This window comes from Bradyrhizobium sp. SZCCHNRI3043, assembly GCF_032377735.1.
Taxonomy (GTDB): domain Bacteria; phylum Pseudomonadota; class Alphaproteobacteria; order Rhizobiales; family Xanthobacteraceae; genus Bradyrhizobium.
Window position 1 is genome coordinate 30161 of the sequence record NZ_JAUHID010000020.1, and the last position, 21993, is coordinate 52153.

Annotated in this window: 18 protein-coding genes and 1 pseudogene; 7 read left to right on the plus strand and 12 right to left on the minus strand. The window is 65.6% G+C overall.

Annotated elements, in window-relative coordinates; translation table 11 throughout:
• Positions 1–8: 8 nt before the first annotated feature.
• The 6 genes from rsmA to lptF form a co-directional block, all read right to left on the minus strand.
• On the minus strand, positions 9–869 hold the full coding sequence (rsmA, locus tag QX124_RS27380; protein ID WP_315798802.1) for a 16S rRNA (adenine(1518)-N(6)/adenine(1519)-N(6))-dimethyltransferase RsmA: 861 nt from the start codon (positions 867–869) through the stop codon (positions 9–11).
• Positions 866–1867: a 4-hydroxythreonine-4-phosphate dehydrogenase PdxA gene (pdxA, locus tag QX124_RS27385; RefSeq protein ID WP_315798803.1), complete on the minus strand. Its 1002-nt coding sequence runs from the start codon at positions 1865–1867 to the stop codon at positions 866–868. The genes rsmA and pdxA overlap by 4 nt, the downstream gene beginning before the upstream one ends.
• Positions 1867–2805: a SurA N-terminal domain-containing protein gene (locus QX124_RS27390; RefSeq protein ID WP_315798804.1), complete on the minus strand. Its 939-nt coding sequence runs from the start codon at positions 2803–2805 to the stop codon at positions 1867–1869. The genes pdxA and QX124_RS27390 overlap by 1 nt, the downstream gene beginning before the upstream one ends.
• A gap of 104 nt (positions 2806–2909) precedes the next feature.
• On the minus strand, positions 2910–5420 hold the full coding sequence (locus QX124_RS27395) for an LPS-assembly protein LptD (protein WP_315798805.1): 2511 nt from the start codon (positions 5418–5420) through the stop codon (positions 2910–2912).
• Positions 5420–6517 (minus strand): LPS export ABC transporter permease LptG, encoded by a 1098-nt coding sequence (lptG, locus tag QX124_RS27400; RefSeq protein ID WP_315798806.1) that lies wholly within the window; start codon positions 6515–6517, stop codon positions 5420–5422. Before lptG ends, QX124_RS27395 begins: the two co-directional genes overlap by 1 nt.
• Positions 6514–7683, minus strand: a complete 1170-nt coding sequence (gene lptF, locus QX124_RS27405; RefSeq protein ID WP_315749956.1) for an LPS export ABC transporter permease LptF — start codon at positions 7681–7683, stop codon at positions 6514–6516. Before lptF ends, lptG begins: the two co-directional genes overlap by 4 nt.
• A gap of 339 nt (positions 7684–8022) precedes the next feature.
• On the opposite strand from lptF, the gene QX124_RS27410 reads away from it, so the two are divergent.
• From QX124_RS27410 to QX124_RS27420, 3 genes are all read left to right on the plus strand, one after another.
• A complete protein-coding gene (locus QX124_RS27410; protein WP_315798807.1) occupies positions 8023–9558 on the plus strand; it encodes a leucyl aminopeptidase in 1536 nt (511 codons plus the stop codon).
• Positions 9559–9567: 9 nt separating this feature from the next.
• Entirely contained in the window at positions 9568–10020 is a 453-nt protein-coding gene (locus QX124_RS27415; protein WP_315739413.1) for a DNA polymerase III subunit chi, read from the plus strand.
• Positions 10021–10224: 204 nt separating this feature from the next.
• Positions 10225–10719, plus strand: a complete 495-nt coding sequence (locus QX124_RS27420) for a hypothetical protein (protein WP_315798836.1) — start codon at positions 10225–10227, stop codon at positions 10717–10719.
• Positions 10720–10785: 66 nt separating this feature from the next.
• Here the strand turns inward: QX124_RS27420 and QX124_RS27425 are convergent, their stop codons facing one another.
• From QX124_RS27425 to QX124_RS27435, 3 genes are all read right to left on the minus strand, one after another.
• Positions 10786–12654 carry an ABC-F family ATP-binding cassette domain-containing protein gene (locus tag QX124_RS27425; RefSeq protein WP_315739414.1) on the minus strand — a complete coding sequence of 623 codons (1869 nt, stop codon included), beginning with the start codon at positions 12652–12654 and terminating at the stop codon, positions 10786–10788.
• Positions 12655–12705: 51 nt separating this feature from the next.
• Positions 12706–12897 (minus strand): hypothetical protein, encoded by a 192-nt coding sequence (locus tag QX124_RS27430; RefSeq protein ID WP_315739415.1) that lies wholly within the window; start codon positions 12895–12897, stop codon positions 12706–12708.
• Positions 12898–13085: 188 nt separating this feature from the next.
• Positions 13086–13361 carry a sulfur globule protein precursor gene (locus QX124_RS27435; RefSeq protein ID WP_315739457.1) on the minus strand — a complete coding sequence of 92 codons (276 nt, stop codon included), beginning with the start codon at positions 13359–13361 and terminating at the stop codon, positions 13086–13088.
• A 286-nt stretch (positions 13362–13647) separates the two neighbouring features.
• Between QX124_RS27435 and ndk the strand changes: the two genes are divergently transcribed.
• Together ndk and QX124_RS27445 are read left to right on the plus strand one after the other, a co-directional pair.
• Positions 13648–14070 (plus strand): nucleoside-diphosphate kinase, encoded by a 423-nt coding sequence (gene ndk, locus QX124_RS27440; RefSeq protein ID WP_315739416.1) that lies wholly within the window; start codon positions 13648–13650, stop codon positions 14068–14070.
• A gap of 82 nt (positions 14071–14152) precedes the next feature.
• Positions 14153–15010: a TerC family protein gene (locus QX124_RS27445; RefSeq protein ID WP_315780470.1), complete on the plus strand. Its 858-nt coding sequence runs from the start codon at positions 14153–14155 to the stop codon at positions 15008–15010.
• A 37-nt stretch (positions 15011–15047) separates the two neighbouring features.
• Here the strand turns inward: QX124_RS27445 and QX124_RS27450 are convergent.
• Positions 15048–16134: pseudogene (locus QX124_RS27450) on the minus strand (substrate-binding domain-containing protein).
• A 118-nt stretch (positions 16135–16252) separates the two neighbouring features.
• On the opposite strand from QX124_RS27450, the gene QX124_RS27455 reads away from it, so the two are divergent.
• Both QX124_RS27455 and QX124_RS27460 read left to right on the plus strand, forming a co-directional pair.
• Positions 16253–17740, plus strand: coding sequence for an aldehyde dehydrogenase family protein (locus tag QX124_RS27455; RefSeq protein WP_315798808.1), 1488 nt, complete (start codon positions 16253–16255; stop codon positions 17738–17740).
• Between the two features lie 124 nt (positions 17741–17864).
• Positions 17865–18164 (plus strand): globin domain-containing protein, encoded by a 300-nt coding sequence (locus tag QX124_RS27460; RefSeq protein WP_315798809.1) that lies wholly within the window; start codon positions 17865–17867, stop codon positions 18162–18164.
• Positions 18165–18171: 7 nt separating this feature from the next.
• Here QX124_RS27460 and ppx read toward each other — a convergent pair whose 3' ends face one another.
• Positions 18172–19671 carry an exopolyphosphatase gene (ppx, locus tag QX124_RS27465; RefSeq protein ID WP_315739460.1) on the minus strand — a complete coding sequence of 500 codons (1500 nt, stop codon included), beginning with the start codon at positions 19669–19671 and terminating at the stop codon, positions 18172–18174.
• A 57-nt stretch (positions 19672–19728) separates the two neighbouring features.
• Positions 19729–21924: an RNA degradosome polyphosphate kinase gene (locus QX124_RS27470; RefSeq protein WP_315798810.1), complete on the minus strand. Its 2196-nt coding sequence runs from the start codon at positions 21922–21924 to the stop codon at positions 19729–19731.
• Between the last annotated feature and the right edge of the window lie 69 nt (positions 21925–21993).

Genomic DNA, 21993 nt, shown 5'->3' on the forward strand with positions numbered 1-21993 from the left:
CTTGTTGATTAGGACTTGTTCTCGTTGCGACTATTGGTCAATTCGCGGGCCATGGCAACAAAGCCGGACACCGGGATGGTCTCGGCGCGGCGGGTGGGATCGACGCCTGCGGCGGCCGCGAGCCGCGCGGGATCCGCCGGCAGCGACTTCAGGCTCTGCCGCAGCATCTTGCGGCGCTGGCCGAAGGCGGCGGCCGCGACCTGCTCGAGCGCGCGGCGGTCGCATGGTTCGGGCGAAGGGCGCGGCACCAGCCGCACCACCGACGAGGTGACCTTCGGCGGCGGCACGAAGGCCGACGGCGAGATGTCGAACAGGATCTTGGTCTCGCAGCGCCAGTTGGCGAGCACGCCGAGCCGGCCATAGGCGTCCTCGTTCTCGCGCGCGACGATCCGCTCGGCGACCTCGCGCTGAAACATCAGCACCATCATGTCGTACCAGGGCGGCCACGGCTCTACGGAAAGCCAGCCGATCAAGAGATGCGTGGCGATGTTGTAGGGCAGGTTGGCAACGATCTTCGCCTTGGTGCTGCCGAGGTAGGGCCGGACGTCGAAGGTGCGGGCGTCGGTGCAGACGATTTCGAGCCGGCCGGGGTAACGGTCGGCGATCGCCTGCAGCGCCGGGATCGCGCGCTCGTCGTGCTCGACCGCGATCACGTGGCGGGCGCCGAGCGCGAGCAGGGCCCGCGTCAGGCCTCCCGGTCCCGGGCCGATCTCCACCACGGTGGCGTCCTCCAGGGGACCTGCGGCCCGCGCGATGCGGGCCGTGAGATTGAGATCTAGCAGGAAGTTCTGACCGAGCGCCTTGCGCGCCGACAGCTGATGTTCGCGAATGACCTCGCGCAGCGGCGGGAGGTCGTCGATCGCGCTCATGACGACTGGCTGGCCATGCGCGCCGCGAGCTCGAGCGCCGCGATCAGGCTCGCCGGATTGGCGGTGCCCTTGCCGGCAATGTCGAAGGCCGTGCCGTGGTCGGGCGAGGTGCGGATGAAGGGCAGGCCGAGCGTCACGTTGACGCCCTCGTCGAACGCCAGAGTCTTGATCGGGATCAGTGCCTGATCGTGGTACATGCAGATGGCGCAGTCATAGGTCTTGCGCGCAGCTTCATGAAACATCGTGTCTGCCGGCAGCGGTCCCTTCACGTCGAGCCCGGCGTTGCGCAACGTCGCGATCGCCGGCGCGATGATCGTGTCCTCCTCGCCGCCGAGCGTGCCGTCCTCGCCCGCATGCGGATTGAGTCCCGACATGGCGATGCGGGGCCGCGCCACGCCGAAATAGCGACGCAGGCTCGCCGCGACGATTCGCGTCGTCGACGTGATCAGCGGGCTCGTCAGCTGTTCGATCGCATCGCGCAACGCGACGTGGATCGTCACCGGCACCACGGCGAGAACAGGCGACCACAGCATCATGACCGGCTGTGGCGTGGCTCCACCATCGGCGGCGAGCTCGGCGAGAAATTCGGTATGGCCGGGATGCGAGAAGCCGGCGCGGTAGAGGACGGCCTTGGCGATCGGGTTGGTCACGACGGCGCTGGCGCGTCCGGCCCTCACGTCGGCCACGGCCTCCCGGATCGAGCCGATGGCCGCCTCGGCACTCGTCATGTCCGGGCGGCCCGGCAGGGCCGTCACGGCGTGCCCGGTGGAGACCACGGGCAGCGCGGTCGCAAACGCCTGCGCCGCATGTTCGGGACGAACCTCGTCCACAGTGACGGGGAGGTCGAGCAGCTTGGCGCGCTGAGCCAGGAAGGCCGGATCGCCGCGCACGTAGAAGGCGGGGAGTCCGAGCTCGGTGCGGCGCAGCCACGCCTGCAGGGTGATGTCGGGGCCGATGCCTGCCGGTTCCCCCAGGGTCAGCGCGAGCGGCTTCGTCATCAGCGATATTCGATCATCGCCGCCTTGCGGACTTCCTGCAGATAGGCCTTGGAGGTGGCCTCGTATTTCTTGGTGTACATCTGCTCCTTGATCTCGCGCTTCTTCGGCGTGTCGATCGTGGTCGGAGTCCGCGAGCAGAGCGCCACCATCTGAATGCCCTGCCGTGTCGCTTCCGGCGGAGTCAGGTGGCCGATCGGCGTGTCGTCGAGCAGCTTGCGCAGATTCGGCGGAATGTCGGCGGACGTCTTGACGACGATCTCCTTGATGACCGCGTTCGCCGTCGTCTTGAAGATGTTGTTGGCTTCGGCGCAGGTCTGCACCCGTGAGCGCAGCGCCTCCGCCTCCTTGTGACGTGCTTCCATCAAGCCCTGGTTCGAGGAGTTCGACACGATCAACACGATCGGCTGCATCTTGTACTCGAACGCTTGGCCCTGCTGATCGCCGTCGCCGCCGGCGGCGGCGACAGCCGCGGCGACGTCCTTGTCGGAGACGAGCAGCCGCTCCTTGTAGCGGCCGCGCACCAGGCTGCTCCAGACGATCTCGGCCTTGATGCGGGCCTTCAGCGTCTCCGGCCGCACGCCCTGGCTCTCCAGCGATTTGGTCAACTGTTCCGGGTTGAGCCGCATGCGAGAGCCCATGCCGGCAAACGACTGGTCGACGTCGGAGGCAGTCGGCTCGACGCCGTACTTCTTGCCCTCCTTGATCTTCACCTTGTCGTCGATCAGCTCGTCGATGATCTCCTGGCGGGACTGATGCTTGCGAGTGCTCAGGAAGTTCAGCTTGGTGCGCTGCTCGATGTCATAGTCGGTGATGGGATCGCCATTGACCATGACGACGATGCTCTGGGCGCAAGCTGACATCGTTCCGATGCCGCAGACGAGTGCGGCAAGAGTGCAGATGGCCAGGGCCCGAAGGCGAGGAGAGAACGCGATCGTCATGACCAAGCTTCGCTGTCGCTATTGATCCAACTGGAAACCGCGCCACGGCTCCCGACGAGGGACTTTCGAACCCCACGGAGCGGCCCGTCGGAGACTGGCGCGCGCTACTGAAGGCCCCCAGCCCCGGTTCCCGTGGACGAGGAATTGGCCAGCGTCCGGAGTCCGATCTGGAGCATATAGGCATGGCTCAGAACGGGGGGAGTGGTGCCTGCCGTATAGTTATACGACGTTACATAGTTGGCGGCCAGCACGAAACAATCATCCACATAGCCGGCGCCGATCACATACTGGTTGATCTTGTTGGCTGCCAGATCCCAGCGCGCTGCACCCGTGACGACCCAGTTCGGCGCCACCTTGACCGAGCCGCTGCCGAGGATGCCCTCACGCCGGTCGAGATAGCCGAGCGCCGGATCGGCGGCATAGTTGCCGTAGGTCAGGGCCACCGACCAGCGGTCGAAGTTCGCCTTGGCTTCCGCCTCGAAGCGCTGGATGTTCAGGGTCTGCTGGTCGAACCGGCTGCGCATGCTGAACGTGTAGGTGCGGTTCGGCGAGTAATCGACACGCGCCACGTAGTCCGAGACGTTCTTGTCCAGGCCGGAGCCGATGGCGGTGTTGTTGGCATCCTGCACCGCGAACGAGTTCATCCCGAACAAATGGTAGGACTGGCCGAACAGCACGTTGATGGTGCCGCCGCGGTCGAACTGCGTCGTCGCCTGGACGCCGACATTGGCGCGGCCGCCGCCTTCGACGCGGTCGTAGCCGGAGAACTTGTCGACGCTGAACAGGTTGCTGGCGTCGAACACCATGCTCTGGGCGTCCTCGTTCGGCAGCCGGCCGGCGTAGGTCTCGTTCGGCCGGATGATCACTTGCGCGATCGGCTCGATCGTCGTCGTGCCCCACGGCTGAACGTTGATGAACGGGTAGCGATATTCGAGGCCGACCGTCGGCATCAGCCGCAGCGCCTGGGTGTCGCCGGTCTGCAGGAAGTTGCCCACGCCCGGCTGGTTCGAGACGTTGGCGTTGATCGCATCCGCGCGCAGGATCGCGAACGGCGTCCAGATCTGGCCGTAGGGATCCGTGAACGACCGCCGCCACTCCGCCTGCGCAGTCAGGCGGGTGTAGGTGCCGGGCGTGGCGCGCAGCAGGCACTGGTTGGGCAGACGCGCCCGCGGATCGGCAGACACCGTCGTACACAGCCCGGCGGTGTTGGCGGTGGTCGTGATCGGATCGAACACCGCCGTCTGGCGGCTCAGATTGACGAAGTTGGTCTTGTAGCTGAACTCGCCGCCGAACACGGGGTAGTTCAGCACGTTCGAGTAATCCAGCACCGGATAGACCACCGGCACGGTCTGCTGGTTGCCCGAGAAGCTTAGATAGTGGATCGCCCTGACGTCAAAGAAGCTGCGACTGCCAACGCCGGTCAAATACAGCTGCGAGATCGCCTCGGTCGGCAGGCTCATGAACGAGTTGAACGGGTCGCGGTACTGCGCCAGCCGGTAATCCGACAGGAACATGTAGTCGGACAGCAGGATGCCGTCCCAGCCCCAGACCCACTTGTCGTTGAGCGCGAACTGGCCCTTGGTGTCGACGCCGCCGCGGAACTGGCGATCGCCCGGCTGGCCGGCGAAGGCGTTGCGGTCGAGCTGATCGATGCCGTACAGGCGCACCTGATAGCCGCCATTGCTGAGGCGCTGGCGGAACTCGGTCTGCAGCAGCACGCCCTGCTTGGAGGTGATGCGCGGCGTGAAGGTCGCGTCGTAATCCGGCGCGATCGCCCAGTAATAGGGGATGTCGACGCCGAAGCCGTAGCCGCCGGTCTGGGTGATGCCGGGCATCAGGAAGCCGCTCTTGCGCTTCACGGTCGGATCGGGCGTCGAGAAGTAGGGGATGTAGGCCAGGGGAACGCCGAAGAACTCGAGCTGGGCGTTCTCGAAATACAGCATCTTCTCGGTCTGGTCGTGGATGATGCGCGCACCCTTGACCTGCCACAGCGGCGGCTTCTTCGGGTCGTCCTTGCAAGGCGCGCAGGCGGTGTACACGCCGTTCTCGAAGACGGTGTAATTCCCCTTGGAGCGGTCGGCGCGGGTCGCCGCCATCCGCGTCTGATCCTCGGTCTCGACGCGCAGCGAATCGACGAAGCCGTCACGATAATCGTCGGACAGGTCGAGGCTGTTGGCGTAGGTGATCTTGCCGTCGGCGTCGGTCATGCGGATGTTGCCTTCCGCATGCAGACGCTTGGTCTTCTGGTCGTAGATCACCCGGTCGGCCTCGACCGAGGTGCCATTGTAGAACAGCTGCACGTTGCCGACCGCCGACACGCGCGAGTTGTTGTAGTCGTAATCGACCTCGGTCGCCTGCACCAGCATCTGGTTGTCGTTGGCGACGCGCGGCGGCGGCGCCTTGGGCGGGCGCGGATTGTAGGTGAAGCCCTGCGCGGCGGCAGAACTCGGCGCCACGACCCCGGTCGCAGCCGCAACCATCAGGCCGAGCCCGCAGGCCAAAACGAATCCAAGCACGCCAGACCCGGCGCGACGCACGCGCACGCAACCGCGGCGCGCAACGGCATGCTGCCGAAGCGCGGCGAGCGCTGTCTGACGGACGGCAACGAACGACACTAGCCGTCCTCCTGGTAGAGCAAAGCCATGAAACCGGTGAGGCCGCCGACGAACACCGGCAACCACGCCGCAGCGATCGGATTCATCAACTCAGCCTTGCTCAAATCTTCAGTTACTTTCGACAGAACGTAGAGCAGAAACCCGGCGCCCACGCCACTCAAAACCATTTTCTGTACGCCACCCATTCGGAAGAACCTGAGCGACACGGACGCAGCCAGCATGACCATCGCAGCCAGCAAAAACGGCTGCGCGATCAGCTTATGATACTGCAGTCGGTACCCCGCGGTCGCGAAGCCTGAGCTCTCCGACGAACGGATGTATGTCGGCAGTTGCCAAAACGACACAGTTTCGGGGGTGGAGAAGCTGTTTCGGACCTGCGCCGGCGTCAGGCTGGTCGGAAGAATGAACGTCGGTTCGTCGACAGGGGGCGCATCGAGGGAGAATCGGCGCACCGAGCGGAAGACCCACCGGCCTTCTTCGAGGATCGCCTCGCGGGCTTCGATTCGCTCCTTGAAGTGCTTGTCCGTATCAAAACGGAACAGGGTCAGTCCGGTCAGGCGGACGCCCTGCTGCTCGCTGCGGGCGGCATTGATGATCACGGAGCCGTCCGGGTTGATCTGGTTGAGCCAGAAGCCGGCCGCATCCTGCACGCCGCCGCCGGGGGCCGCGCCGAACAGCTCGGCCTCCATGCGCTTGGAGAGCTCGCGCAGATTGGCCGACATCGGGTTGTAGAGGGTCGTGGCCATCAGCCCGAGCACGATGGCGCTTGCCAGCGCCGGCGCGATGAACTGCCAGGCGGAGACCCCGGCTGCGCGCGCCACCACGAGTTCGAGCCGGCGCGACAGCGCGAGATAGCAGGTCATGGCGCCGATCAGGACGCAGAACGGCATCATCTTCTCGAGCAATTGCGGCACCCGGAACAGCGACGTTTCCGCCACCATCAGCGCCGAAGCGGAGGCGAGCCCGGAGGTCTTGCGCACCATCTCGATGTAGTCGACGAGCACGAGCAGGATGAAGATGCTCGCGAACACGCCGACCGCCGAGACCAGGAAGCGGCCGGCGAAATAGCGCCCGAGCGTGTTGGTGACCATGCTCATGCGGTGGCCGGCCTTCCGAACAGCCGCGCGATCCGCGCGTTCGAGCGGTTGATGGCTTCCATCAGCCGCGCCGGCGGCTCGACCACCACGCCGCCGATGATGATCCAGATGCTGAGGCCGAGCACGCCGAACAGCATGAGGTACTGCACCAGCGCCGCCATCGGCGTCTTCACCGTCATGACCGAGCAGGCGAAGCCCGCCATGCGGACGCCGAAGACGGCGAGGATCGCGCTGCCGAACGAGAAGTTGCGGCTCTGGCGTGTCGTCCGCGGCGCGCCCAGGAATGCGAAGGTGAGGGCCGCGAAGGCGAACGGATAGATCGGCGCCAGGAAGCGGTCGTGCAATTCCTGGCGGAATTGTCCCGGGATCTGCTTGTAGATCGGATCGTTCTCGGCGGGGGCCATCAGCTCCCAGAGATAGCGCTCGCGGATGCCGAGCGTGACGTCGCGGCCCTGATTCGAAAACTTCGACATGTCGAAGGCGTAGCGAGCGAACGCGACCATCGCCGGCTCGCGCTTGCCGAGCTCGAAGCGTTCCAGATTGCCGTCCTCGAGCACCAGGAACGAGCCGTCGGCATTCTTCACGACGGTGCCCTTCTCGGCGATGATCGTGATTCGCTCCTTGGGGTCGCGGCGGTCGTCGATCAGGATGCCGGACAGCTCGCCGCCGGGTTGGCGCTCGCGGATCCGGATGGTCAGGTTCTGGTCGAGCTGCGCGAACCGCCCGGGCTGCAGGATGTTGGCGAGCACGTCGGCGGTGATCTCGGCATCCCACTGCTTGATCCGACGCAGGCCGTCGGGGGCGAAGAAGGCGGCGATCACTGTCACCAGCACGGCCACCGCGCAGGTGGCATAGGCGAACGGCACGAACAGCCGGATCGGCGACATGCCGGCCGCGTTCATGACGATGATCTCCGAATCGGTCGCGAGTTTGTTCAGCGTGTGCGAGACCGCGATCATCAGCGCAATTGGCGCGATGACGCCGAGCAGGGAGGGAATCACGAGACCGGTGATGCCGAGGAAGGTCAGGATCGTCTGGCCCTGGCTGGTCATCAGGTCGATGCCGCGCAGCGCCTGCGTAATCCAGATCACGCCGGTGAGGCTGACCAGGACCAACGCGAACGACGCCAGCGTCGTGCGAAAGATGTACCTGTCGATGGACCCCATCGTCTGCGCTCGATCCCCAATCAGCAGTCCCGGAACGAGCGCTGCAGCCCCCCTTGAAACGGGTCCCCCAAGGCCGCTGTCGCCGTGACGTTCCAAGAGCAGTGAATATCATTACCATCTCGTTGATCCGTCGACAAAATGGCTGTGGCATGGCGCCCCGAAAATACGGTCAAAATTTCATGATTGTGACTGGCCCGCCACGCGGCGCTTGGCAGCCGCGGCCCGGGCAGGTCATACTGCTGCCAAGTTGGGTTCCGAACTGCCGCCATCCGCGTCTGGTCCTTGAGGTTTTCGGCCGGGCGTGGCGGCTCATCACGTCGAAATTTGGAGGATTGCTTGATGTCCGACGCCGTCAAGGTCGGCTTCGTCCCGCTGTCGACCGCCCCGCGCGGCATCGTGGTGGCGTTCTGCGATGACACCCTGCGACTCGGAGTCGCGACCGAGAAGGCCCTTGGGGGAGCCTCGGACCTGATCAAGCGCGCGGCCGCCGCAGCCCGGTTCAAGGGCAAGGACGGCGCGGTGCTGGACCTGCTGGCTCCTGAGGGAATCAAGATTCAGCGCTTGATCGTCATTGGCACCGGCAAGGGCTCGGATCTCAAGGACAAGGATTTTCTTAAATACGGCGGTACTTTAGCCGGAAAGTTGAACTCCGGAACTGAAGCGGTCGCGGTGCTGGCCGAGTTGCCTTCGGGCCCGCTGTTGCCGGATCAGGTCAGCTCGCTGGCCACCGGGATCCGGCTGCGGGCCTATCGGTTCGATCGCTACAAGACCAAGAAGAAGGACGAAGAGGGCGCCGTCAGCGCCAATGTCTCGATCGCCGTGGCGGATGCCGCGGCGGCCAAGAAGGCGTTCGCGCCGCGGTCCCACGTCACTGACGGGGTGATACTGGCGCGCGATCTCGTCAACGAGCCGCCGAACGTGCTCTACCCGGAGGAGTTCGCCAAGCGCGCCGCCGCCTTGCGCAAGCTCGGCGTCACCGTCGAGATCCTCGACGTGCCTGCGATGAAGAAGCTCGGCATGGGCGCGCTGCTCGGCGTCGGCCAGGGCTCGGCACGGCCGAGCCGCACCGTCGTGATGCACTATAATGGCGGCAAGCGCGGCGAGCAGCCGGTCGCCTTCATCGGCAAGGGCGTGTGCTTCGACACCGGCGGCATCTCGATCAAGCCGGCCGGCTCGATGGAGGACATGAAGGGCGACATGGGCGGCGCGGCCTGCGTGGTCGGCCTGATGCATGCGCTCGCCGCGCGCAAGGCCAAGGCCAACGTGATCGGTGCCATCGGCCTGGTCGAGAACATGCCGGACGGCAACGCCCAGCGTCCGGGCGACATCGTTACCTCGATGTCCGGCCAGACCATCGAGATCATCAATACCGATGCCGAGGGCCGGCTCGTGCTCGCCGACGTGCTCTGGTACGTCGCGACCAAGTTCAAGCCGAAGTTCATGATCGACCTGGCAACCTTGACCGGCGCGATCATGGTCGCGCTCGGCACCGATCATGCCGGCCTCTTCACCAACAATGATGATCTCGCCGACAAGCTGTTCAAGGCGGGGCAGGAGACGGGTGAGAAGGTCTGGCGCATGCCGCTCGGCCACGAATACGACAAGCTGATCGATTCGCAGTTCGCGGACATGAAGAATACCGGCGGACGCCATGGCGGCTCGATCACTGCTGCGCAATTCCTGCAGCGCTTCGTCAACGATACGCCGTGGGCGCATCTCGACATCGCCGGCACCGCGATGGGCGCGCCGAAATCGGAGATCAACCAGAGCTGGGGATCGGGCTATGGCGTCCGGCTGCTCGACCGGCTGGTGTGGGATTCGTACGAGTCCAAATCCGACGCCAAAGCTGAAGCCAAGTCCGGCGCGAAGGCGTGACGCGGGACGATGACAGAAGTCCTGTTCTACCATCTGCAGAACATGACCATTGAAGGCGTGCTGCCGCCGCTGCTCGAGAAGTCGCTCGAGCGCGGTTGGCGCGTCGTGGTGCAGTCGACGTCGGAGGAGCGCGCGGATGCGCTCGATGCGCATCTGTGGACCTATCGCGACGATTCGTTTCTGCCGCATGCCACCTGGCGGGTGGCCGATGTGGCCGATCAGCCGATCGTGCTCGCGGTGGAAGAGAGCAATCCCAACGGCGCAAACGTCCGTTTCCTGGTGGACAACGCGCCGCTGCCATCGGACTCGCACAGCTACGAGCGCATGGTGCTCGTATTCAACGGCGATGATGCGGACGCGCTCGCGGCTGCGAGATCGGCGTGGACCGATTGCAAATCGCGAGGATTCGAGGTCACCTACTGGCAGGCGGATGAGCGGGGGCGTTGGCAGCGCCGGCAATGATGCGGAAGTCCGTGAAGCGCCAATGATGGCAGCGCGGCGCGATTCATGATAAACTGCTGATTTACCGGCAGAGCGTTGGCAAAGTCACGAACGTGCCGCAAAGTGATGTTGGGACAACACGTTAGAGTGTCCACAGGTTGCAATTCAGCAAGGTTCATCGTGCGAGACCACAACAAACAGCTGACGCGCGCTCTGGCGTTCCTTGTGCTTGCCCCGGTCGTCGCCGGATGCTCGAGCACGCCCGATTTCCTGTCCAAGGACGCCGAGTGGTTCAACCGGCCGCAGCGCCTGTTCATCAGGAACATCTCGATCGACGCGCCGCCGCTGACGCCGGATAAGCCGGTCACGGCTGAGGACCTTGTGAGCGCCGAAGGCGCATGCCCGGGCATGGCGCCTGCGGCCGGTGCTGCGGGCGCGAACGCGCTGGCGAATGATCCCGCCGCCGCAACGCCGGCCGTCGGCGGCACCGTCGCACTCGGCCATACCGAATGCGACGTGGTGCGCGGCATCGGTGCACCCGACAACGTCAACGTCTCGAGCAATGGCGGTGAGCGCGTGGCCACGGTGACCTGGCTGCGCGGCGCGCGCGCCGGCGTCTACACGTTCAGCTCTGGCCGCCTGACCTCGGTCGAGCGAGCGCCCGATCCGGGACCCGCGCCGAAGACGGCCAAGCCGAAGGCGAAGAAGCGCGCGACCTGAGTGTGCGCTGAAGTTGCCGAGAGAGTAGTTCGTCGGACGAACATTGGTTCGTCGCGGATTGCTCGATCAGCCGGTTGCCTCGTCATACAACGTGCTCGCTTCCAGCCATTGCTCCTCGGCGCGCGCCAGCGCGTCGGCGGCATTGGCCCGTGCCTTCGACAATTGCGCCGCCTGTTTCGGGTCGCGTGTGAAGATGTCGGGCAGCGACAGCGCGCCGTCGATCTTGGCGATGATCTCGGTGATGCGGGCGATCTCGGCTTCGACCGCCGTGATCTTCTGCTTCAGCCCGCTCCGCCTGTTGTCGCCGCGCGGCCGCTCTGCTTTCTCGGTCACCTGCGGACGTTCGGTCTCTCGGGTGCCGGCGCCGCTGCGTGACGACAGGACCATGCGCCGGTAGTCATCGAGATCGCCATCATAGGTCTTCACCGTGCGGTCGGCGACGACCCAGAGGCGGTCGGCGCAGGCCTCGATCAGATAGCGGTCGTGCGAGACCATGATCACGGCGCCGGGAAATTCGTTGATCGCTTCGGCGAGCGCGGCGCGGCTGTCGATGTCGAGATGGTTGGTCGGCTCGTCCAGGATGATCATGTTGGGGCCGAAGAAGGTCGCGAGCCCGAGCAGCAGCCGCGCCTTCTCGCCGCCCGACAGGCTCTTCACCAGCGTGTCGGCGGCCTTGCCGGAAAACCCGATCGCGCCGGCGCGCGCGCGTACTTTCGACTCCGGCGCGTCACCCATCAGCTTGCGCACGTGACTATACGGCGATCCGGTCTCGTCCAGCTCATCGAGCTGGTGCTGGGCGAAATAGGCGATCGACAGCTTGTCGGCGCGCGTGACCTTGCCGGAGAACGGCGCGAGCCGGCCGGCCAGCAGCTTCACCAGCGTGGACTTGCCATTGCCGTTGGCGCCGAGCAATGCGACGCGGTCGTCATTGTCGATGCGTAAGGTGACGCGGTTGAGCACCGGTTGCGCGGGGTCGTAGCCGACCGAGGCGTTGTCGACCGCGATGATCGGCGGCGACAACAGTCGCTCCGGTGCGGGGAACGTGATCTCGTGCACGTCCTGGGTGACGAGCGCGGTGATCGGCTTCATCCGCTCCAGCATCTTGACGCGGGACTGCGCCTGGCGCGCCTTCGAGGCCTTGGCCTTGAAGCGCTCGACGAAGGCCTGCAGCCGCGCGCGCTCCGCTTCCTGGCGCTTGACCGCCTTGGCATCGAGCATCTCGCGGGTGGCGCGCTGCTCCTCGTAGGAGGAGTAGCTGCCACGGTACAGCGTGAGCTTGCAACGGTCGAGATGCAGGATCTGGTCGACGGAGGTTTCCAGCAGATCGCGGTCATGGCTGATCACGATCACCGTGCGCGGATAGTGCGCCAGATGATCCTCGAGCCACAGCGTGCCCTCGAGGTCGAGATAGTTGGTCGGCTCGTCCAGCAGGAGCAGGTCGGGTGCGGCGAACAGCGTGGCCGCGAGGGCGACCCGCATGCGCCAGCCGCCGGAGAATTCGGCGCAGGCTCGCGCCTGATCCGCGGCGGAAAATCCGAGGCCGCTGAGAATCGCGGCCGCGCGCGCCGGGGCGGAATGCGCGTCGATGTCGACGAGGCGGGTCTGGATCTCGGCGATACGGTCTGCGTCATGGGCGGTCTCGGCCTCGTGCAGCAGCGCGTGCCGCTCGAGGTCGGCCCGGAGAACCACCTCGATCAGGCTTTCGGGCCCGCTCGGGGCTTCCTGGGCCAGGCTGCCGATGCGCCACCGCGGCGGCACGCTGATGCTGCCGGTCTCCAGCGACAGTTCGCCGCGGATCGCTTTGAACAGGGTGGACTTGCCGGTGCCGTTGCGGCCGACCAGCCCGACGCGCGCGCCCGGCGGAATCTGCACCGAGCTCTGGTCGATGAGAAGCCGTCCGGCGAGGCGGATGGAAATGTCGGTGATGGAAAGCATGCGCGCCTTGTCACCGCGCGCGCGGCCAAAGGCAACCGCTTTGTCGCGGTCTCAGCGGCCGGATAGGCTCGTCCCGGCCTCGTCGCGCTTGCGTAACTCGTTCATCAGGTCGGCAAGGGAAGCTGGCAGGTGAGAGCCGTCCGGCGGCAGGCTGCGTTGCAGGCGCTCGCCGACGGCCTCGCAGATCGATCGGCTGGTCTTGCGATCGAGAGCCTCGCTGAAATTGGCGGTGCGGCCAGACATGACGGAATTCCACGAGCAGTTGCAGGACGATGCGTAACAAGTCGTGGCCGCTCGATTTGTTTCCGGCTCCTGACCGGAATACCCCGAAATCAGGTTGAAACTGCACAAAAAAAGCCCCGGCGTGGGGGAGACGCCGGGGCGATGCGAGTTCGGTGCGGCGGGGGGCGGGTGCCGCGCCGAGGCTCGTATCAATAGCAGCGGTTGATCAGGCGCCAGCGCGGTCCCCACGGGGTCGGAACCACGCGGCGCACATAGCAGCCTCCATAGCCGTAGCTGTAGGCCGGGCCGCCGACGAAGAAGCGGGGACCGTAGAACGGACGGTGCCAACCGCCATGCCAGCCGCCTCCGTGCCAACCACCGCCATGCCAGCCACCGTGCCAGTGAGCCGAGGCGGCGGTCGGGGCGAGGGCGGCTGCGCCGAGGGCAACGGCGGCCGCCGCGATGAGGGAGAGTTTGCGCAACATGATCGTCTCCTGGATGACAGCGTTGGAGGCGCCGAAATTGTCCGACGGATGAGGCTGGGAGAGGGCGGCCACCGGAACGCTGCTGGCTCGTCCTCGCCCGATACCGAACACGTTAAGACATGACAGCTGAATGATGGTCGCACGAACCCTTCAGGCTATGTTCAGAAACGTGAAATTGTCGTAAGGCGTTGCGCCTCCGGGCTGGGTCCCGGTCGCTTGCCGTCGACCAATCGCGTCGATATAAGCCCGCAACCCACCCAAATCCCGCACCTCCAAGGACGACATCATGGCGATTGAGCGCACCTTTTCGATTATCAAGCCCGACGCGACCGAGCGTAACCTCACCGGCGCGATCAATGCGCTGATCGAGAAGGCCGGCCTGCGCATCGTGGCTCAGAAGCGGATCCGCATGACCCGCGACCAGGCCGAGACATTCTATGCCGTGCACAAGGCGCGGCCGTTCTTCGGCGAGCTGGTCGATTTCATGATCTCCGGCCCGGTCGTCGTCCAGGTCCTCGAAGGCGAAGGAGCCATCCTGAAGTACCGCGACGTGATGGGCGCGACCGATCCGTCGAAGGCCGCCGACGGCACCATCCGCAAATCGCATGCGAAGTCGATCGGCGAGAACTCGGTGCATGGCTCGGATGCCGCCGAGACGGCTGCGGTCGAGATCGCGCAGTTCTTCGCCGGCAACGAGATCGTCGGCTGAGCCATGATCGCTGCGGCGGAGCCTCGCTCCGCCGCATGCCGACGTGCTCAATCTTCGTTGAACCGATCTGAAAGGCTTGGCCGTGAACTGGCTGTCGCAACTCGCTGATCCCGCCACTTTCGGCCATTTGCTCGCTCAATTCGAGGCCGACCTGCAGAGCCCGGGCTTCTGGCTCGCGCTCGGCAAGATCGTCTGGATCAACGTGCTGTTGTCGGGCGACAATGCGCTGGTCATCGCGCTCGCCTGCCGCGGCCTGCACGGCAAGCATCGCGTCTGGGGCATGGTGGCCGGCTCCGGCATTGCCGTCGCACTGCGCATCGCCTTTACCGGCATCGTCGCCACCCTGATGGCGCTGCCCTATCTGAAGCTGATCGGCGGGCTGGCGCTGATCGTGATCGCCGCCAAGCTGCTGGTGCCCGAGGACGAGAACGACGAGATCGCAGCCGGCACGACGCTGTGGCATGCGGTCCGCATCGTCGCGCTTGCCGACCTCGTGATGAGCCTCGACAACGTGATCGCGGTGGCTGCGGCCGCGAACGGCCAGGCGTCCCTGCTGATCATCGGCCTCGCCATGAGCATCCCGCTGATCATCGCGGGCGCCGCGCTGATCATGCTTGTGCTCGATCGGGTCCCGCTGCTGGTCTGGCTCGGCGCGATGTTGCTCGGCTGGGTGGCCGGCGAGGTGATCGCGACCGATCCCGCGATCGAGCCGATGCTGCACCATCTCCTCGACGGCACCGTGGTCATCAACATCGAGGCGACCTCGGCGCTGTTCGCCGGCAAGACCAATCTCGCGAGCCACGTCGATGTCATGGAGACGCTGATGTCGCTGATCGGCGCCGGTGTGGTGCTGATCGCCGGCTCGATCTGGCGCGGCCGCGCGCTGCAGCGTCAGGCCGAGAGCGAGCTGGTGCCGGCGCGCGGCGTCGATCTGCCGTAGCTGATCGTCAGGACGCGTCGCATCCGACCGGGCGGCGTCAGGACGCCGCATCCAGCCGATCGAGGAATTCGCGAACGGTGTGGACCGATCCCGTGGCGGCTGGCTGGTAGCCGGGCAGGGCGGCGACGGCGCGATGGAATTCGTCGCCCTTCATCACCTCGAGCACCCGCCGCATCGGGTCGGTCTCCAGAAACGATTTATGGCAGGCGAAGAAATAGTCCTCGGTGAGGATACGGATGAAGTCGAGTCCGAACTGCCGCGCGGCGGCCTCGACGCCGAAGCAGACGTCGGCCATGCCGCTCGCGACATAGGCGGCGACGGCTGCATGGGTGAACTCGATCTGCTGCGCGCCATTAATGCGCGCTTCGTCGATGCCTTGTGACGCGAGCAACTGATCGAACAACAGGCGGGTGCCGGAATCATGATCGCGATTGACGAAGCGCGCCCTGCCGTCGGCAAGATCGGCCAATGAACGGATGGACAGCGGATTGCCGCGCTTGACCATCAGCCCCATTTCACGGGTCACGAAGCTGATGACGCAGTCCTGCTTGGGATCAAGCCAATCCCTGCAGGCCCGGATGTTCTGGGCACGCAGCTCGCCGCGCGGCAGATGCAGTCCCGACAGGTCGCATTCGCCTTGCGCCAGCGACGCCAGCGAATGCTGGCTGCTGACATAGCGGACATCGACCCCGACGCCTGGCTCGCGATCCAACAGCTCGCGCAGCTTGGCGACGGCAAAGCCGTGGCTGGCGTGAACGCGGATCACGCCGGGATGCGGCTGCAGGAACGGCTTGATCTCGGTCACCAGCTCCTGCGCCAGATTGTCGAGCTGCGGGCCGAGGCGGGCGTGCATGCGCTCGCCGGCCCACACCAGCTTATCTTCCGAACGTAGTGAGCTTCGATCCCTTGCCGCGCTGGGTCTCGACCAGCGGCACGCCGAAGAATTCAGACCACTGCTCGATCAGATTCCAGACGTGACGATAGGACAGATGCGCGTCGCTGGCCGCGCTGGTGATCTTACCCGTCCTCCTGATTTCACTGAGCACGCGGAGCATCACGACGATGCTCTGCGGGCCGTCGTCCTTGTAGAAACGCCAGACAGGTTCGATCGCGATCCGCAACATCAGGGCCCGCTTGTGAAGTCGGCTTCATATGACCGCCGGCCATAGGCAACAGATATCATATTTACGAACAGATATTTGTTCTTACCTTCATTGGTATACAACAAACGGAAGAAATATGATGTCGATTGCATATGATTACGAGCGCGGCTCGAGGACGACGTCTTATCTGACGAAGCCGTTCCAGCTCTTGATCGGCGGCCGGCATGTTCCCTCGGTTTCGGGACGCACCTTCACTTCGCTCAATCCTGCAACCGAGCAGGCGATTGCGACGGTCGCCGAGGGCAATGCCGAGGATGTCGATCTCGCAGTCGCCGCGGCCCGCAAGGCCTTCGAAGGGCCGTGGCGGACGATGCGTGCAGCCGAGCGCGGCGCGATCCTTCTGAAATGGGCGCAGCTGTTGCGCGACCATGCCGACGAGATCATCGAGCTCGAAAGCCTCGATGCCGGCAAGCCGGTGTCGGCGATCCTGCGCCAGGATCTTCCCGCCGCCATCGATACGCTCACTTACTACGCCGGATGGGCCGACAAGATCAGCGGTGAAGTCGTCTCCACGCGCGATGATGCGCTGACCTATACGGTGCGCGAGCCGGTCGGCGTGGTCGCGGCGATCGTGCCGTGGAATTTCCCGCTGATGATCGGGATGTGGAAGCTCGCGCCGGCGCTGGCCTGCGGCTGCACCGTCGTGATGAAGCCCGCCGAGCTGACGTCGCTGTCGGCGCTGCGGATCGGGGAGCTCGCGCTCGAAGCCGGACTGCCGCCCGGTGTTCTCAACATCGTGACCGGCCCCGGGCGCACCGTCGGCGAGGCGCTGGTCAACCACCCCGATGTCGACAAGGTCACGTTCACCGGCTCGCCCGGCGTCGGCCGCGGCATCATGAAGGCGGCGGCCGGCAACTTCAAACGCGTCTCGCTCGAGCTCGGCGGCAAGTCGGCCAACATCATCTTCGACGATGCGAACATCGAGGCCGCCGCGAAGGCTGCGGCCAGCGGCATCTTCTTCAACACCGGGCAGGTGTGCTCGGCCGGATCGCGGGTGCTCGTGCACGAGCGCGTGTATGACGAGGTGGTCGAGCGCCTGACCGAGCGCGCACGGGCGCTGCGGATCGGCGATCCGCTCGATCGCGCCACCTCGCTCGGACCGGTCATCTCCGGACGGCAGATGAAGACGATCCTCGACTATGTCGACATCGGACGCAACGAAGGCGCCACGCTCGTCACCGGCGGCCAGCGCGCGGCCGCCCGCGGCTATTTCGTCAGCCCCGCCGTCTTCGCTGGCGTCACGCACGACATGCGGATCTCGCAGGAGGAGATCTTCGGACCCGTGGTCAGCGTGATCAAGTTCAGGGACGAGGCCGAGGCGCTGCGGATGGCGAACGGCACGGCTTACAGCCTGGCCGCGGGCGTCTGGAGCCGCGACATGGGGCGCGTCCATCGCTTCGCTAAGCGCCTGCGCGCCGGCACTGTGTGGATCAACACCTATGGCTACACCGATGTGCGGCTGCCTTGGGGTGGCGATCGTGACTCCGGACTGGGCCGCGAGCACGGCACGGCCGCGCTGGACAACTTCACGGAGCCGAAGTCCGTCTGGATGAACCTCGCGGTCTGATCCAACACGGGCAGCTCACGCGGACGGCCGCATCAGCGGCCGCCCGCATGCTCCGGCTGTTCAATCGGTAGACGACGGCGAGACGATCTCGCTGGGGTTCGAGCTCTTGCCGGAATGCCGCGCGATGTTTCCAGCCGACATGGACGTGTTGAAGCGCGATTTCATCGCGACGCTCGCGGTGCTCGTCGGCAGCCTCGATCAGATGACCGGACTTCTGTCGAGCACCGACATCCTCGGCCGCAACCATGCGCGCTACGGCGTCAAGCCGGAGTACTATCCGGTGGTCGGGGAGGCGCTGCTGTGGAGCCTCGCCAAGGGGCTTGGTCCGCATTGGAATGATGAGGTGGAGCAGGCCTGGCGCAAGGTCTACGGCATCATCGCCCAGCGGATGATCGCAATTTCGGTCGGCGCTCGGCGGCCCTGATCCGGATCTAGCTGCGCACGATCGAGCCCGAGCGGCCGACGAGACGCGCGAGCTGCTTGAAGCGTCCGCCGACACGGTCGGCGACGAGGTCGACCATCTGGTGCTCGAACACCAGCATCAGCTTGCGATCCTGGGTGCGGAAGTGCGTTGCGGGGAGCACGCCGGGTCGCGCCGCGGAGATCAGATGCGCGACCCGAAACGCGGTGCCGAGCAGGCGCGCACGATCGATCTGGGCCGGGCTCAGCTGCTCGGTGAGGGCAGGCGCCGCCGCCTCGTCGCGCAGGCCCTCGTAGCGGAAGAACACCGACAGCGCGACGAAGATGCGGCCCTCGTGGTTGATCGAGCCGAAATTGCCGTTCAGAACGATGCCGTAGGTCTGCTCGCCGCGATGGTCCGGATGCATGCGCCAGCCGATGTCGGACAGCAGGCAGGCGGCGTGCCGCAGCCGGCGCTCGTCCTCGGTCTCGCGCATGTGCATCACGCGGAACAGGCGGTCGGTCCAGTCGATCAGCTCGCGGGCATGCTGGGCCGAGCGCGACAACAGCTCGTTGAGGCCCTGCGCCGCGCAGAGCAGCCCGTCCTTGGCGCGCTCGGCGTCGGGAAGCTTGGAGTAGAGCAAGCCCTCGCGCACGCCGAAGGTCGAGAACACGACGGTCGTCGGCCTGGCGACGCGGATGATGTGCTCGAGCACCAGCGCGGCATAGGCAAGCAGCGGGCGCCGCGCCTCGGCGATCGCTTCGATGTCGGCCAGCATGTCGGCGGCGACGAGACGGCGCAGCCGGCGCACGAAGGCCAGCGCATCGGCCGCCGGAATCGCATAGCCGTGCATCACCCCGAGCGGATAGCCGCTCTGGATGATGTGGATGCGCGCCAGCGCGCGCCAGGTGCCGCCGACCGCATAGAAGGTGCGGTTCTGGCCGGCCAGCAGTTGCGGCAGGTCGGTCAGCGCCTCGCGCGCGATCCGCTCCGCCTTCTTCAGCGATTTCTCGGCGAGATCCTGCAGCGCCAGGCTGCCGAGCGGCAGGGTGACGCCGCTGCGGACCTGGTGCCCGCGCACGTCGATCAGCTCAAGTGAGCCGCCGCCGAGATCGCCGACGATGCCGTCGGGCTTGTGGATGCCGGAGATGACACCGAGCGCCGAATAGCGCGCCTCTTCGGGGCCGGTGAGGATCTGGATCGGGGCGCCGCAGATCTTCTCGGCCTTGGCAATGAAATCAGCGCCGTTCGAAGCATCGCGGCAGGCGGCGGTCGCGATGGCATGAACTTGCCCCACCCGCTGCACCTTGCACAACGCGCGGAAGCGCTTCAGCGCGGTCAGCGCCTTGTCGACGGCATCGGCCGCGAGCAGGCCGGTGGTCTGGACCTCGCGACCGAGCCCGCACAGCGCCTTCTCGTTGAACACGGTGACGAGACTGCGTTCCATCGCCTGGTAGACGACGAGACGGACCGAGTTCGAGCCGATGTCGATGACACCGACGCTCGCGGCCCTCGTGCCGGGCCGCTTCACCACGGCATGTCCCGGCGCAGAAGGCCCCGGTGCAGAAGGCCCCGGTGCAGACAGCCCCTATGAAGGAGAGCGTTCATTCCGGCGCGTGAGCCGGCGCGGCGATGATTCCTTGAGCGACTTTCCACGGCCGGACAGACTCGGATTCGTCATGAAGTAATTGTGCAGGTTGAACGGCTCCTCGCCCTTCGCGGCCTTCATACGCGTTGACGACCCATCCGGCAACAATTGCCAGCTCTGCTCGGTGTCCTTGAGGTTCGCGACCATGATCTGTTCCAGAACCTGCTGATGCACGGTAGGGTTCTGAAGCGGGCACAGCACCTCGACGCGGCGGTCGAGATTGCGCGGCATCATGTCGGCCGAGGAGATGTAGACGGCGGCCTTGGCGCTCGGCAGGCCCTGACCCATACCAAAGCAGTAGATGCGGCCATGCTCGAGGAAGCGGCCGATCACCGATTTGACGCGAATGTTCTCCGACAGTCCGGGGAGGCCGGGACGCAGGCAGCAGATGCCGCGCACGATCAGCTCGATCGACACGCCGGCCTGCGAGGCCTCATACAGCGCGTCGATGATGTCTGGATCGACCAGCGAGTTCATCTTCATCCAGATCACGGCGGGCTTGCCCTGGCGGGCGAAGCTGGTCTCGCCGTGGATGTGCTCGATCATGCGCTTGCGAAGCGTGAGCGGCGACACCGCCATCTTCTCGATGTCGATCGGCTCGGCATAGCCGGTGATGTAGTTGAACACCCGCGTCACGTCGCGGCCGATCACCGGGTCGGAGGTGAAGTAGGACAGGTCGGTGTAGATGCGCGCCGTCACCGGGTGATAGTTGCCGGTGCCGGTGTGGACATAGGTCGTGAGGCTGCCGCCCTCGCGGCGTACGACCATCGACAGCTTGGCATGCGTCTTCAGCTCCAGGAAGCCGTAGACCACCTGCACGCCGGCGCGCTCCAGATCGCGGGCCCAGCGGATGTTGGCCTCCTCGTCGAAACGCGCCTTGAGCTCGACCAGCGCCGTCACCGACTTGCCGGCTTCGGCAGCTTCCACCAGCGTGCGCACGATCGGCGAGTTGTTGGAGGTGCGGTACAGCGTCTGCTTGATTGCGACGACGTCCGGGTCGCGCGCCGCCTGCTGCAGGAACTGCACGACGACGTCGAACGACTCGTAAGGGTGATGGACGATCAGGTCCTTCTGCCGGATGGCGGCGAAGATGTCGCCGCCATGGTCGCGGACACGCTCAGGATGGCGCGGCACATAGGGCACGAATTCGAGGTCGGGCCGGTCGACCCGCGTCAGTTGCGACAGCTCGTTCATCGCCAGCACGCCGTCGACCAGGAACACCTCGTCATCGGTGGTCGAGAGCGCATTCTGCACGAAGCGGCGTAGCTCCTCCGGCATGTTGGCCTCGATCTCGAGCCGGATCACCGAGCCGCGACGGCGCCGCTTCAGCGCGGTTTCGAACAGCCGCACCAGGTCTTCGGCCTCTTCCTCGATCTCGATCTCGCTGTCGCGGATGATCCGGAAGGCGCCCTGGCCCTTCACGGTGTAGCCCGGAAACAGCCGGCCGATGAACAGGCCGGTCGCCTGCTCGAGGGTGATCAGGCGGATCACGCCATCCTTGGAGCCGGGGAAGCGGATGAAGCGGTCGATCTTGCCGGGCATTCGGATGAGGGCGTTCATCGGACGCCCGTCGGCGGAGCGGATCAGCTGCAGCGCCACTGTGAAGCCGAGGCTCGGGATGAACGGGAACGGATGCGCCGGATCGATCGCCAGTGGCGTCAGCAGCGGGAAGATGTTGGCGAGGAAGTGGTCCTCGATCCAGGCGCGCTCGCTCTTGGTGACGTCCTGGCCGTCGACCAGCACGATGCCGAGCTCGCCGAGAAACTTGCGCAGGTCGCGCCAGATCGCCTGCTGGTCGATCGCGAGCTGTGAGACGGTCTCGTTGATCAGCTTCAACTGCTCGGTGGGTGTCAGCCCATCCGGGCTGCGCTCGGCGATGCCCTCGCGGACCTGGGCGCGGATGCCGGCGACGCGGACCATGAAGAATTCATCAAGGTTGTTGGCGGAAATCGACAGGAAGCGCACCCGCTCCAGGGCGGGATGGCGCGGATTGACCGATTCCTCCAGAACGCGGCGGTTGAAGTGAAGCCAGGACAGTTCCCGGTTGATGAATCGCTCGGGGCTCGAGGCAATCTCGAAGGACGGCGCCGCGACCGGTTCTTTCTCTGAAAGTTCAGTAACTTGCTCGGTATCCATCGGAATTCGATCCATATCCATCCAGTCGCGAATGGTCGACCGTAGCCCAATCTGGGTAACCAGGGGATG